The sequence below is a fragment of the Promicromonospora sp. NPDC110617 genome (assembly GCF_055598465.1).
Genome location: NZ_JBVKBM010000006.1, coordinates 267938 through 281574, shown reverse-complemented (window position 1 = coordinate 281574; position 13637 = coordinate 267938). Strand labels below are relative to the sequence as shown.

The following is a 13637-nucleotide window of genomic DNA, read 5'->3' as shown; positions in this document are numbered from 1 at the left end:
CCCTGGTGGAGACCCTGGGCCTGGCCGGTCGTCTGACCCACCGGCCCGGTGAGCTGTCCGGCGGGCAGCAGCAGCGGGTCGCGATCGCGCGGGCGTTGATCGCGCAGCCCGACGTCGTGTTCGCCGACGAGCCCACCGGCAACCTCGACTCCCGCTCCGGGGCGGAGGTCCTGTCGTTCCTGCGGCGTTCGGTGCGGGAGCTGGGCCGCACGATCATCATGGTCACCCACGACCCGTCCGCCGCCGCGTACGCCGACCGGGTCGTGCTGATCGCCGACGGCCGGATCGCCGGCGACATCAGCGACCCGACCCCCGAGTCCGCCATGGCCGGGCTGGACGCCCTGCGCACGCTGGAGCCCGCCGTCACCACCGGGGCCGGCGCCTGATGGCCGGGACCGCACCGGCGGCACGCCTCACGCTCGCGCAGATGCGCCGCAGCCTCGGCCGCCTCGCGTCCGCGGGCATCGCGATCACCATCGGCACCGCGTTCGTCGCGGCGACCCTCCTGGCCGGCAACGTCATCACGCGCACGACCTACGACCAGGTCGCGGCGGGCCTCGCCGACTCCGACCTGGTGGTCTTCGACGACAACGAGTCCCTGACGGACGCCGACGTCGAGGCCGTCCGGGGCGTCGAAGGTGTCGTCGCCGCCGACACCCAGGCGATGTCCTACACCGAGCTCAACCACGCCGGCACCTCGATCTTCCAGGGCATCGTCGGCGCGGCGTCGGACGAGCGGCTCACCCCGCTCGAGCTGTCCGACGGCGCCTGGCCCGCCACGGCCGCCGAGATCGCGCTCCCCGCCGACGTCGCCGAGCGCCTCGGCGTCGGCCTCGGCGACGAGGTCGCGTCGTCCCGGTGGGTCGCGGGCGAGCCGGTCGTCGCCGACGACGGCAGCGAGACGTACGAGGGCGGGGAGGTCGTCGACAAGCTGACGGTCACCGGCCTCGTCGACGACCCGTACGCCGCCTACGGTGCGATGGGTGGTGCCGCCGTGGTGGCGCAGCAGACGCTCGCGCAGTGGCTCGCGGACGAGGCGGGGCCCGGCACCGAGCCGACCGCCGGCGCCGTGGTCGTCGCGCTCGACCCGTCGGCCGACGCCGACGCCGTCGACGAGGTGCGGGCGGCCCTCGCCGCCGCCGTCCCCGCGGCCACCGACGTCACCACGACCGAGGAGTACGCCGAGAAGTCGGTCGCCTCCATGTCGGGCGGCCAGGACATCATCTTCCTGGTCTTCGTCATGACGTTCGCCGCCGTGGCCCTCGTGGTCGCCGGCCTGGTCATCGCCAACACCTTCCAGGTGCTCGTCGCCCAGCGCGCCCGTACCCTCGCGCTGCTGCGCTGTGTCGGCGCGACGACGGGGCAGCTCTACCGCAGCGTGCTCCTGGAGGCGGCGATCCTCGGCACCGTCGCGTCCGTCGTCGGGATCGTCCTCGGCTCGGCGCTGGTCCAGGCCGGGCTCATGATCGCGCCGGCCTTCGACCTCGGCGTACCGCTGCCCCAGGCCATCACCCTGAGCTGGCCCGTGTTCGTCGCGCCGCTCGCCGTCGGCATCGTCGTGACCCTCGTCGCCGCCCTCACCCCCGCCCTCGCGGCGTCCCGGGTCGCGCCGCTGGCCGCGCTCCGGCCGAGCGACGCGCCGACCCTGCAGAAGGGCGCCGGCCGCGTGCGGGCCGTCTTCGCCGTCCTGGCCACGGTGGGCGGCCTCGCGGTGCTCGGCCTGGGCGTCGCGCTCGGGCTGTCGGGCACCATCGACCTCGGCCTGCTGGCCGCCGTCGGCGGTGGCACCGTGTCGCTGATCGGCGTGATCGTCGGCTCGGTGTTCTGGCTGCCCAAGGTCGCCGCCGGTATCGGCCGGCTGGTCGGCGCGACGGGCCCGTCGGCCCGCCTCGCGGCGGCGAACACCCTGCGCAACCCGCGGCGGACGGCGGCGACGTCGACCGCGCTGCTCATCGGCGTCACCCTCGTCGGCATGATGACGACGGGCGCGGCCAGCGCCCGCGTCTCCATGGACAACGAGCTCGACGCGCGGTACCCGGTCGACCTCGAGGTCGCGTCCACCACGTACGACGACGACGGCCAGCAGGCTGCCATGCCGTCGGTCGTCACGAACGCCGTCGACGGCGTCCCCGGGCTGCGCGGCGTCACCGAGGTCACCTCGGTCACCGCGACGACCGCCGACGAGGACGGCCCGGTGGTGCCCGCGATCGCCGTGGCGCCCGACGCGCTGCGCGCCGTGGTGAACACCCCCGACGCGCTCGGGGACCTGCGGCCGGGCACGCTCGTGGTCCCCGACCAGGTCGCCACCAGCTACGGGCTCGAGGGCCTCGACGAGATCGAGCTGACGGGCCCCGGTGGCACGACCACGCTCGACGTGATCAGCAGCGACGTGCAGTACGCGTGGGCGTTCATGGTGCCGGAGGACCTGGCGGCCATCTACCCCGACCTGCGGCCGAACCTGGTCTGGGCCGGCGTGGCGGACGGCGAGGACGTGGCCGGCACGGTCGCGGCGGTGCAGGACGCGGTGTCCACCACCGACGAGGTCGTGGAGGTGACCGGCGCGGTCGTCGAGCGGAACACGTTCCAGCAGGTGATCGACGTCATCCTCGGGATCGTCGTCGGGCTGCTCGCCGTCGCGGTGCTCATCGCGCTGATCGGCGTGGCCAACACCCTGTCGCTGTCCGTCATCGAACGGACCCGCGAGAGCGCGATGCTCCGGGCGATCGGCCTCTCGAAGGGGCAGCTCCGGGCCACCCTCGCCATCGAGGGGATGCTCATCGCGGGGGTCGGCGCCGTGCTCGGCGTGCTGCTCGGCCTGCTGTACGGCTGGGCCGGTGCCGCCACCGCGCTGTCCGTGATGGGCGAGGTGCCGCTCGTGGTCCCGTGGACCGACATCGCGCTGGTGCTCGGCGTCGCCCTGGTCGCGGGGCTGGTCGCCTCGGTCGTGCCGGCGCGGGCCGCCGTGCGCACCCACCCCGTGGCGGCGCTCGCCGCGGAGTAGCGCCCGGCAAGGACGGTCAGCACGCAGCAGCCGCGACGACCCGAGGAGAGATCCCGTGGACCCCCATCGTGTACCTCCCGTCGAGCCGGCCAGGCCGCGCGTGCTGACCGTCGGCCCCACCGTCCGCCTCACGTTCGCGCAGATGCGGCGCAGCCTCGGCCGGCTCGCCGCCGCGGGGCTCGCGGTGCTCATCAGCACCGCGTTCGTCGCGGCGACGCTGCAGGCCGGCACCGTCGTCACCCGCACCACGTACGACCAGGTCGCCGCGCAGTACGCGGACGCGGACCTCGTCGTCTTCGACCGGGCGGGCACGATGACGCCGGCGGACGTCGACGCGGTGCGCGCCGTCGACGGCGTCGCCGCGGCCGACGGGTTCCGCGGCACCTACGTGGAGCTCGCCCACGGCGGCCGGACGGTCCGCCAGTCGCTCGTCGCGGCGCCGTCCGACCCCCGGCTGACGCCGCTGGTGCTGGCCGACGGCACCTGGCCCGACGGCCCGGACCGCATCACCCTCCCCGTGGACGTCGCGGAGCTGTTCGGCGTCCGTGTGGGCGACACCGTCTCGTCGACGCGCTGCCTCCGGGCCGGCACGCCCGGCCCGGGCGGGCCGGGCCTCGGCGAGCGCGGCGCCGAGTGCTACGGCGGCCAGGAGGCCGTCGAGACGCTCACGGTCTCGGGCCTGGTCGACGACCCCGTCTCGGCGTACGCCGCGGGCGGCGGCGTCGCCGTCGTCACCCCGGCGGCGCTGGAGCGGCAGCTCGCCGGGTCCGGCGCGGCGCCCGCCGGGGCGACGGGCAGCGCGTCCGACAAGCGGGCCGGCGCGGCACCCGGCATGCGGACCGTCGTCGTCGCCCTCGACCGGCCCGGCGACGCGGCCGCCGTCGCGGACGTCCGGGGTGCCCTCGCGGCGGCCGTCCCCTCCGCCACCGGCGTCACGACCCCCGAGGAGTACGCCGAGGACGTGGTGGCGGGGATCTCGGGCGGCCAGAACATCGTCTACCTCGTGTTCGTCCTGGCCCTCGCCGCCGTGTCCCTGGTGGTCGCGGGCCTGGTCATCGCCAACACGTTCCAGGTGCTGGTGGCGCAGCGCTCGCACACGCTCGCGCTGCTGCGCTGCGTGGGTGCGGGCACCGGTCAGGTCCACCGGAGCGTCCTGCTCGAGGCGGTCGTGCTCGGCACGGTCGCCTCGGTGGCAGGCATCGCCGTCGGCTCGCTGTTCGTGCAGGCGGGGCTTCTGGTCGCGCCAGCCTTCGACCTCGGGGTGGCCCTCCCGCGAACGATCCCCCTGACCCCGACGGCGTTCCTCGTGCCGCTCGCGGCCGGGCTGCTCGTCACCCTCGCCGCCGCGGTCGCTCCGGCGCGCGCCGCGTCGCGTGTCGCCCCGCTCGCCGCGCTGCGCCCGGCCGCCGGCCTCGACCCGGCCGGGACCGGCCGGGCCCGCGCGGTGTTCGCGGCGTTCGCCACCCTGGGCGGGCTCGCGGTGATGGCCGCCGGCGTCGTTCTCGGCAGGTCCGGCAGCATCGACACCGGGCTGTTCGCCGCGGTCCTGGGCGGTTCCGTGTCGCTCGTCGGCATCATCGTGGGATCCGTCTTCTGGCTGCCCCGCGTCGCCGCGTCCTTCGGGCGCCTGGCCGGCGCCGGGGGCGCCACGGCCCGGCTGGCCTCCGCCAACGCGCTGCGCAACCCCCGGCGGACGGCGGCGACCTCCACCGCCCTGCTCATCGGGGTCACGCTGGTCTCGATGATGACCTCGGGCGCCGCCAGCGCCCGACTCACCATGAACGACCAGCTCGACGCGCGGTTCCCGGTCGACCTGCGCGTCACCAGCACCGCGCACGACGCCGACGGCGCCGCGGCCGCCGTGCCCCCCGCCGTCACCGACGCCCTCGCCGGCGTCGACGGGCTGGGCGCCGTGGTCCCGGTGACGAACGCGTCGGCCCGCCGGGCGGACGGCGGCACACCCGTGCAGGTCGCCGCCGTCGACCCGGCGGACCTGCGGTCCGTCGCGAACACCCCCGCCGACGCCGACCGGCTGCGGCCGGGCACGATCGTCGTGCCGCGGCGGGCCGCCACGCTGTACGACCTGGAGGGCGCGGACACGCTCGTGCTCACCGGTCCGGGCGGCCGGGTGACCCTCGACGTCGTGCACAGCGGCTCCCGCTCCGACCGCGCCTACCTGACGCCCCAGGACCTCGCGGCCTTCGCCCCGGGCCTGGCCGCCGGCGAGGTGTGGGCGCGGGTCGACGACGACCGCGACGCCGCCGACGTCGTCTCCGCCGTCCAGGGGGCGGTCTCGACCACGGGGGAGACCGTCGGCGTCACCGGGACCGTCGTCGAGCGGTCCGCCTACCAGCGGATGGTCGACGTGATCCTCTCCATCGTGGTCGGGCTGCTCACCGTCGCCGTGCTCATCGCGCTGGTCGGCGTGGCCAACACCCTGTCGCTCTCCGTCATCGAGCGCACGCGCGAGAACGCGATGCTGCGGGCCATCGGGCTCTCGCGCGGCCAGCTCCGGGCCACGCTCGCCGTCGAGGGCATGGTCATCGCGGGCGTCGGCGCGGTGCTGGGCATCGTGCTGGGCCTGGTGTACGGCTGGGTGGGCGCCACCACAGCTCTGTCCGTGCTCGGCCAGGTGCCGCTCGTCGTCCCGTGGACCGAGGCGGGGGTGGTGCTCGCCGTCGCGCTCGTCGCCGGGCTGCTCGCCTCGGTGGTGCCCGCCCGCGCCGCCGTCCGCACCCACCCGGTCGCGGCGCTCGCCGCCGAGTGACCGTCGAGTGCTGGACATCTGCGCTCGGAACGGCCGTGGAAGCACAGATGTCCAGCACTCGACGTGCCGGTCAGGCGCCCGGGCGCACCAGGCCCGTCTCGTACGCCGTCACCACGGCCTGGACGCGGTCGCGCGCGTCGAGCTTCGCGAGGATGCGGCCCACGTGCGTCTTGACCGTCGCCTCCGCGACGAACAGGTCCGACGCGATCTCCGTGTTGGACCGCCCGCGCGCCATGAGCACCAGGACCTCGCGCTCGCGGCCCGTGAGGCCGGCCAGCGCCTCCTGGGGACCCGCCGCCTCCTCGGGCGGCAGCGCCGTGACCAGGCGCTCCATGAGCCGCCGCGTGGACGACGGCGCGATCACCGCGTCGCCCTGGTGCACCGTGCGGATCGCCGTGAGCAGCTCCTCCGGCTGGGCGTCCTTGAGCAGGAACCCGCTGGCCCCCGCCCGGATCGCGTCGAGCACGTACTCGTCCAGGTCGAACGTGGTGAGCACGACGACGCGGGGGTCGCCCGCCGCGACACCGCCCTCGCCCAGCAGCGCCCGCGTCGCGGACAGCCCGTCCATCCCCGGCATGCGCACGTCCATCAGCACCACGTCGGACGCCGTCGCGGCGAGCAGGCGCAGCGCGTCGCGGCCGTCGTCGGCCTCGACCACCACCCGCAGGTCGGGCTGGGAGTCGATCACCATCCGCAGCCCGGCGCGGACCAGCGGCTGGTCGTCGACCAGGGCGACCCGTACGGGCGTGTCGAGGGCGTCAGTCATCGTTCTCCTTCGGCGTGGTGCTCGGTTCGGTGGTGGGTGCGACGGGCGCGACGGGTGCGACGGGCGCGGCGGGCTCCGCGGGGGTGGCCGGCTCGGGGGCCTCTGCCCGCGGGATCGGCACGACGAACCGGACCGAGAACCCGCCGCCGCCGCGCGGCCCCGCCGTCAGCGTCCCGCCGAACATCTCGGCGCGCTCCCGCATCCCCAGCAGGCCGAACCCGGCCGCGGGCTGCGGTTCGGCCGCGTCGGCGGACCCGGCCGCGGCGAGCCCGCGGCCGTCGTCGTCCACGCGCAGCTCCACCTCGTCCTCGCCCCAGCGCAGCAGCAGGGTGACGGCGGGCCGGGGGCCGGCGTGCTTGCGCACGTTCGTGAGCGCCTCCTGGCACACCCGGAACAGCGTGAGCCCGACGCCGGGCGGCAGCCGCCGCTCCACGCCCACCCGCGCCCAGGAGACGCGCAGGCCGTCGGCCCGGGCCTGGTCCACGAGGTCGCGCAGGTCGGTCACGTCGGGCTGGGGGCGCAGGGGCGCCCCGCCGTCCGGGACCGTGACCGCGGCCCCCGCGCCGCCGGCCCGGTCGGCACCGGGACCGGGCGCCGCGCCGCCCGCGCCGGACGGCGGCCGGGGGCGGCTCGACGGCGCGCCGTCCGGCGCCACCAGGCCCAGCGGGATACCGCCGTCGTCCGGGCCCTCGCGGAGCACGCCGAGCAGCCGGCGCATGTCGGCCAGCGCCGCGCGGCCGGTCTCGGCGATGGTGCCCAGCGCGCGCTGGGCGGCAGCGGGGTCGGCGGCCGCGGCGTACCGTCCGCCGTCGGCCTGCGCGATGACCACGGAGAGGGAGTGGGCCACGATGTCGTGCATCTCGCGGGCGATGCGGGCCCGCTCGGCGGCGGTGGCGATCTGCGCCTGCTGGTCGCGCTCGATCTCGAGGCGCTCGGCGCGGTCGCGCAGCGCCTCCATCATGAGGCGGCGGGACCTGCGCACCAGGCCCAGGGCGAACGCGGTGGCCAGCAGGGAGCCGGCCCCGATCATCGTGGGGATCCCGTGCGCGAGGCTGCTGCCGAAGTTGATCCAGCCCGAGATGCCCAGTGTCAGCACCCCGACGACCGCGGCGGCGCCGGCCGCGAGGTACGACCACCGGGGCCCGTACACGGTGACGCAGTACAGCGACACCAGCACGACGAGGTCCGCGGGCAGGACGACCGGCACCCCGAGGAACGTCATGTGCACCATGCAGGCGACGAAGACGAGGGCGCAGGAGATCACCGGACGGGTGCGGCACCACGGCATCGGGGCGAGCACGGTGGCCGAGATGATGATCGCTTGTGTCGTCGGTCCGGACGAGTACATGTCGGTCGAGGTGACCAGTGCGAGGAGCCCGAACAGGACGGTCCACGTGAGGTCCACGAGGAACCTGTGCCGCTCCGTCCACCCCTGCCACCGCTCGTACCAACCCATGCAGGTCAGAGTAGGTGGAACCGTTGCGCCGGCGCGTCATACCGTGGTAGCACTTGCGCCATGGCGGTGTCAGCCGAAAGGATTCGGTAGGACGGCTGTCAAGAGCCGTGACCGGGTAGCGCCAGAGCGTCGGTTATGCCCTACGATGGCGAAATGACTCACGTACTCCTAGCCGAGGACGACCCGGCCATTGCCGAGCCGTTGGCACGAGCGCTCTCCCGTGAGGGATACGACGTCGTCGTGCAAGGAACCGGCAAAGGTGCGATCGAGAGCTCGACCGGTGCGGACATCGTCGTTCTGGACCTGGGCCTTCCCGACATGGACGGGCTCGATGTCGCGCGCGAGATCAGGGCCAACGGCCTCACCGTGCCCGTGCTGGTGCTGACCGCCCGTGCCGACGAGGTCGACCTCGTCGTGGGCCTCGACGCCGGTGCCGACGACTACGTCACCAAGCCCTTCCGCCTGGCCGAGCTGCTCGCCCGCGTGCGGGCGCTGCTGCGCCGCTCGCACGGCGAGACGGGCGAGGAGGAGGAGCTGCACGCGCAGGACGTCCGCGTCGACGTCTCCGCGCACCGCGCCTTCCAGGGCGACCGCGAGCTGCACCTGACCACCAAGGAGTTCGACCTGCTGCGCGTCCTCGTGCAGAACGCCGGCTCCGTGGTCGTCCGGGACACGCTGATGCGCGACGTGTGGGGCTCCGACCCGGTCGGTTCCACCAAGACGCTGGACATGCACGTCTCGTGGCTGCGCCGCAAGCTCGGTGACGACGCGAACGCCCCGCGCTACGTCTCCACCGTGCGCGGCCTCGGCTTCCGTTTCGAGATCGGGGCGAGCTAGCCAGATGCGCGCCCGCGTACTGCAGGCGACGATCGCCGCGGTTGCGGTCGCGGTCCTGCTCCTGGGCATTCCGCTCGCGATCTTCGGTGCCCGCTACATCTACGGCCAGGAAGAACAGCGGGTCGAGACCCGGGTGCAGGACCTCCTGGCTTCCTCCGTCAACTCCTACGAGCGCAACCGGTCCGCCGCCGAGGCCGGGTTCGTGGACCAGTCGGTCCTGGACCGGGCGGTACAGCCGCAGGGCAACGACATCGTCGCCTACGTCACGGTGAACCAGCCGAACGGCGAGCAGCTCACCTCGGGCGAGCCCATCGCCGGCGCGACGATCGAGCGGGGGCTCATCTCCGAGGAGCAGCCCGTCATGGGCGTGCTGGTCTCGGTCTCCGCCTGGCCCGCGTACATCAAGGCGATCAACGTCGTGGTGCTCGTCGTGTTCGGCAGCGTGGGGGCGTTCGCCGCCGGCGCCGTCACGGCGGCGTGGCAGGCCAACCGGCTGGCGCAACCCTTCGTGTACCTCGCGGCGTCCGCGGAACAGCTCGGCGCGGGACAGGTGCGTCCACGGCTGGATCCCTCCGGGGTGGAGGAGATCGACCTGGTGGCGGCCGAGCTGGCCCGCAGCTCGGACCGGCTCGCGGCGCGGCTCGCGGTGGAGCGGCAGTTCACGTCCGACGCCTCGCACCAGCTCCGCACGCCGCTCACCGCGCTGACGATGCGCCTGGAGGAGATCACGCTCACCTCCAGCGAGCCCGAGGTGCAGGAGGAGGCCCGGATCTCGCTCGAACAGGTGGAACGCCTGGTCGGCGTGGTCGACGACCTGCTCGCCCGCTCCCGGCGCGCGCAGGGCGGCACCACCGAGTCGGTGGACGTCGCCGTCGTCTTCCTCCAGCAGGAGGAGGAGTGGCGCGAGTCCTTCGAGCGGGCCGGCCGGCACCTGAACGTCGAGGACTCGGGCGGCGCCCGCGTGCTGGCGACGCCGGGTGCGCTGGCCCAGGTGCTGTCCACCCTGCTGGAGAACTCGCTCAAGCACGGCGGCGGCACCACGACCCTCCGGATCCGCGAGGGGCAGCGCGGGGCCATGGCCGTCGAGGTCACGGACGAGGGCGACGGCGTGCCCGAGGACATGCAGGGCAAGATCTTCGAGCGCGGCGTCACGTCCGGCGCGGGGACGGGCCTGGGCCTCGCCCTGGCGCGTGACCTCGTCGCGGCCGACGGCGGCAACCTGCAGCTCACGCAGCGCACCCCGCCGGTGTTCTCGGTGTTCCTCTCGGGCGTGCCGAAGACCCTCGACCCGCACCAGGTGCTGCCGGTGGGGTCGAAGATCTCCACCCTCGGTCAGAAGAAGGTGCGCGGCCGCCGGTAGGCTTCACCGACGTGAGTGCAACAGAGTTCCGTCAGTCCGGCCCACCCGTCGTCGCCGTCGTCGGAGGCGGGCAGCTCGCCCGCATGATGGCTCCCGCCGCCGGCGAGCTGGGCATCCGGCTGCGTGTCCTGGTCGAGGACCCGGCGTCGTCCGCGGCGCAGGTCGTCACCGACGCCCCGGTGGGCGTCGCGTCCGACGAGGCCGCGATCCGCTCCCTCATCGCGCCGGCCGGCGACCGCGCCGCCGCCGTGCTGACGTTCGAGCACGAGCACGTGCCGAACGCGCTGCTCACGGACCTGATCGAGCACGGGACGCCCGTGCGGCCCGGCCCGCACGCGCTGGTGCAGGCCCAGGACAAGATCGTGATGCGGCAGCGGCTGACCGAGCTCGGCGTGCCGTGCCCGCGGTGGGCGCCGCTCCCGGCGTCGTCGCCCGAGGACGGGCGGGCCGCCCTGGCGGCCTTCCTGACGGAGGTGGGCGGCAGCGCCGTGGTGAAGACCTCCCGCGGCGGCTACGACGGCAAGGGCGTGCGGGTGGTGACCTCCCCGGACGACGTCGCCGACTGGTTCGCGGCCGTGGCCGACGGCGGCCCGCAGCTCCTGGTCGAGGAGAAGGTGCTGTTCACGCGCGAGCTGGCCGCCCTGGTGGCCCGGCGCCCGTCGGGCGAGGTGCGGGCCTGGCCCGTCGTGGAGTCGATCCAGCGGGACGGCGTCTGCTCCGAGGTGATCGCTCCCGCGCCCGGCCTGTCCGCAGGCCTCGACGCGCAGGCTCGCGAGATCGCGGCGACCGTGGCCGAGGGTCTGGACGTGACCGGCGTGCTGGCCGTCGAGCTGTTCGAGGTGCCCGGGCCGGACGGCACGCCGACGGTGCTGGTCAACGAGCTCGCCATGCGCCCGCACAACAGCGGGCACTGGACCATCGACGGCGCCGTGACCAGCCAGTTCGAGCAGCACCTGCGCGCCGTCCTGGACCTGCCCCTGGGCGCCGTCGAGCCGACGGCCACCTGGACCGTCATGGCCAACGTGCTCGGCTCCACGCTGGACGAGCTCACGGACGCGCTGCCGGACGTGCTCGCCGCGTTCCCCGAGGCGCGCGTCAACCTGTACGGCAAGGGCATCCGCCCCGGCCGCAAGCTGGGTCACGTGAACGTGAGCGGCGACGACCTGGACGAGGTGCGCCGCCGAGCCGTCGCGGCGGCGGCGCTGCTGCGCGGCGAGACTGCTGCGCGGGTCGAGCCCACCATCTCCGAGGAAGAGGCGAGCGCATGAGCACCACCCCGCAGGTCGGCATCGTGATGGGATCCGACTCCGACTGGCCCGTCATGCAGGCGGCGGCCGAGGCGCTGGGCGAGTTCGGCGTGCCGGTCGAGGTCGACGTCGTCTCCGCGCACCGCATGCCCACCGAGATGATCGACTACGGGCGGCAGGCCGCCGACCGCGGGCTGCGCGTGATCATCGCGGGCGCCGGCGGGGCCGCGCACCTGCCCGGCATGCTGGCGTCGGTGACGCCGCTGCCCGTGATCGGGGTGCCGGTGCCGCTGAAGTACCTGGACGGCATGGATTCGCTGCTCTCCATCGTGCAGATGCCGGCGGGCGTGCCGGTCGCGACGGTGTCGATCGGCGGGGCGCGGAACGCGGGCCTGCTCGCGGCGCGCATCCTCGCGTCCGGCGCGGGCGACGAGGCCGCGGCGCTGCGCGCGCGTATGGAGGCGTTCCAGGAGGAGCTGAGCGCGGTGGCGCACGCCAAGGGCGAGAAGCTGCGCGCCCAGCTCTGACCAGGTCCGCCCCCGGACACGTCAGACGCCCAGGTCCCTCGAGGGACCTGGGCGTCTGACACGGGGCGGGAGACGGGTCAGGAGCCCGGCATGCCGCCGATCTTCTCGCCCGCCGGGTACTCGCCGTCGCGGATCTTGGCCCAGAACTCGCCGGTCTGGTTCTCGTCCAGCAGCACCGCTGAGGCGCCCGACGGCGTCCGGTAGTTGATCGAGGCGATCGGCGGGGTGCCGGTCACGCCGTCCTTGCCGTTCGCGGACCGGAAAGCCAGGCCGAGCATCGCGACGTCGATGATCCCCGTGTCGGTGTCGGTCACCACGGCCGCGAGGCCGGCGTCCGCGAGCCCCACCTGGGAGGCCGGGTTGAGCAGCACGCCCGGGTCGGCGACCTTCTTGCCGATCTGCGCGATGACCTGCTGCTGGCGCTGCGCGCGGCCGATGTCGCCCGTCGGGTCGGAGTAGCGCATGCGGGAGAACGCCAGCGCCGTCTTGCCGTCCGCGACGTGGCAGCCCTTCTGCCACTTGAGCTTCGACTTCACGTCGTGCACGTCGTAGTCGAGGCAGAGCCGCACGCCGCCGACGGCGTCCACGACGCCCGAGACGCCGCCGAAGCCGACCTCGACGTAGTGGTCGACGGTGAGCCCGCTGAGCTGCTCCACGGTCTTGACCAGGAGTGGCGCGCCGCCGTAGGAGTACGCGGCGTTGATCTTGTTGCCACCCGAGCCGTCACCCATCTCCGCGAAGGTGTCGCGGGGGATCGAGATGAGCGCCACCGGACCCGACCGCGGCTTGTGCAGCAGCATGATCGTGTCCGTGCGGGCACCGCTCGTGGAGTCGTCGATGCCGCCGCTGCCGCGGGCGTCCGAGCCGGCGAGCAGGTAGGTGGTGCCCGGGGTGTTGTCCGCGCCGGACAGCGCCTCGACGTGCTGGATCTTGCCGTTGGCCCAGATCAGCAGACCGATCGGCCACGCGAGGACCGCGAGGAGCACGAGCACCGCGATGACGCCGGCCACGCGGCCCTTGCGGATGCGGATGTTGCTGCCGCCTCGGCCGCCGCGCCCGCCGGAGGCGAGAGCACCCTGCTGCGGATAGCCGCCACCCCGGCCGTTGCCGCCGGCCGCGGGACGGGGCGCGCTGCGCACCGGCGTCGGGCGCACGGGTCCGGCGCTCGCCCGGACCGGGCGGCCCGGCGGGATGGCCTGCGGCGGCTGGCCGCCGTTGCTCGGCGGCGCCGACCGCGGCGGGATGGACCTCGGCACCTGCCCGGCGGACTCGCTGCGCGCGGGCAGCCCCGACCTTCGTGGTGGAACGGGCGGGGGATTCGTCCCCCTGCGCTCGCCGGACACCGGTACCTCCCGTGAAGACTGTCGACGGATACGTGGTTCGTAGCGCGCCTCGTCGGAGCCTTCCGGCCGTCCGATGCGGTGGGCGCCACCGACGCCGGGAACCCCGACGCCGGGCGTCTCCGCATTAGCGGGTCCGCCCTGCTGCTGCTTGCTCGACGCGCCGCCGGGGACGGTCCGCGGGCGCTCGCCCGTGTCACCGACCGGGATGGCGTCGTCGGCGCCCGGACGCCCGCTCCTCGCGCCCTGGGGCGTGAAGCTGGGCGGGATCCGGACACGCGTGACGTCGTCGTCGGCCTGCGGGGCCGAACGGTTCGACGTTCTGGGATCTGACAT

At 74.7% G+C, this 13637-nt stretch carries 10 protein-coding genes; 7 read left to right on the top strand and 3 right to left on the bottom strand.

Annotated elements, in window-relative coordinates; genetic code table 11:
* The 3 genes from ACZ7LE_RS26620 to ACZ7LE_RS26610 form a co-directional block, all read left to right on the top strand.
* On the top strand, positions 1 to 386 hold a 386-nt coding region (locus tag ACZ7LE_RS26620; RefSeq protein ID WP_470406218.1), incomplete at its 5' end, for an ABC transporter ATP-binding protein.
* Between the two features lie 41 nt (positions 387 to 427).
* Complete coding sequence (locus ACZ7LE_RS26615; RefSeq protein ID WP_470406217.1) at positions 428 to 3001, top strand: ABC transporter permease; 2574 nt, start codon at positions 428 to 430, stop codon at positions 2999 to 3001.
* A 55-nt stretch (positions 3002 to 3056) separates the two neighbouring features.
* Positions 3057 to 5768, top strand: coding sequence for an FtsX-like permease family protein (locus ACZ7LE_RS26610; protein ID WP_470406216.1), 2712 nt, complete (start codon positions 3057 to 3059; stop codon positions 5766 to 5768).
* A gap of 70 nt (positions 5769 to 5838) precedes the next feature.
* Here ACZ7LE_RS26610 and ACZ7LE_RS26605 read toward each other — a convergent pair whose 3' ends face one another.
* Together ACZ7LE_RS26605 and ACZ7LE_RS26600 are read right to left on the bottom strand one after the other, a co-directional pair.
* Positions 5839 to 6534 carry a response regulator gene (locus ACZ7LE_RS26605; protein WP_377227852.1) on the bottom strand — a complete coding sequence of 232 codons (696 nt, stop codon included), beginning with the start codon at positions 6532 to 6534 and terminating at the stop codon, positions 5839 to 5841.
* Entirely contained in the window at positions 6527 to 7990 is a 1464-nt protein-coding gene (locus tag ACZ7LE_RS26600) for a sensor histidine kinase (protein ID WP_470406215.1), read from the bottom strand. Before ACZ7LE_RS26600 ends, ACZ7LE_RS26605 begins: the two co-directional genes overlap by 8 nt.
* Before the next feature lie 153 nt (positions 7991 to 8143).
* On the opposite strand from ACZ7LE_RS26600, the gene ACZ7LE_RS26595 reads away from it, so the two are divergent.
* The 4 genes from ACZ7LE_RS26595 to purE all read left to right on the top strand — a co-directional run bounded on the left by ACZ7LE_RS26595 (position 8144) and on the right by purE (position 11961).
* Entirely contained in the window at positions 8144 to 8827 is a 684-nt protein-coding gene (locus tag ACZ7LE_RS26595) for a response regulator transcription factor (protein WP_026366105.1), read from the top strand.
* 4 nt (positions 8828 to 8831) lie between these two features.
* Positions 8832 to 10187, top strand: coding sequence for a sensor histidine kinase (locus ACZ7LE_RS26590; protein ID WP_470406214.1), 1356 nt, complete (start codon positions 8832 to 8834; stop codon positions 10185 to 10187).
* A gap of 83 nt (positions 10188 to 10270) precedes the next feature.
* Positions 10271 to 11455: a 5-(carboxyamino)imidazole ribonucleotide synthase gene (locus ACZ7LE_RS26585; protein WP_470406223.1), complete on the top strand. Its 1185-nt coding sequence runs from the start codon at positions 10271 to 10273 to the stop codon at positions 11453 to 11455.
* Entirely contained in the window at positions 11452 to 11961 is a 510-nt protein-coding gene (purE, locus tag ACZ7LE_RS26580; RefSeq protein WP_470406213.1) for a 5-(carboxyamino)imidazole ribonucleotide mutase, read from the top strand. Before ACZ7LE_RS26585 ends, purE begins: the two co-directional genes overlap by 4 nt.
* Positions 11962 to 12038: 77 nt before the next feature.
* Here the strand turns inward: purE and ACZ7LE_RS26575 are convergent, their stop codons facing one another.
* Complete coding sequence (locus ACZ7LE_RS26575) at positions 12039 to 13637, bottom strand: LCP family protein (RefSeq protein WP_470406212.1); 1599 nt, start codon at positions 13635 to 13637, stop codon at positions 12039 to 12041.

Coding starts and splice junctions, on each gene's coding strand:
- ACZ7LE_RS26615 (WP_470406217.1), top strand. CDS start 428: ATGCGCCGCAGCCTCGGCCGCCTCGCGTCCGCGGGCATCGCGATCACC.
- ACZ7LE_RS26605 (WP_377227852.1), bottom strand. CDS start 6,534: ATGACTGACGCCCTCGACACGCCCGTACGGGTCGCCCTGGTCGACGAC.
- ACZ7LE_RS26600 (WP_470406215.1), bottom strand. CDS start 7,990: ATGGGTTGGTACGAGCGGTGGCAGGGGTGGACGGAGCGGCACAGGTTC.
- ACZ7LE_RS26595 (WP_026366105.1), top strand. CDS start 8,144: ATGACTCACGTACTCCTAGCCGAGGACGACCCGGCCATTGCCGAGCCG.
- ACZ7LE_RS26590 (WP_470406214.1), top strand. CDS start 8,832: ATGCGCGCCCGCGTACTGCAGGCGACGATCGCCGCGGTTGCGGTCGCG.
- ACZ7LE_RS26585 (WP_470406223.1), top strand. CDS start 10,271: ATGATGGCTCCCGCCGCCGGCGAGCTGGGCATCCGGCTGCGTGTCCTG.
- purE (WP_470406213.1), top strand. CDS start 11,452: ATGAGCACCACCCCGCAGGTCGGCATCGTGATGGGATCCGACTCCGAC.
- ACZ7LE_RS26575 (WP_470406212.1), bottom strand. CDS start 13,637: ATGTCAGATCCCAGAACGTCGAACCGTTCGGCCCCGCAGGCCGACGAC.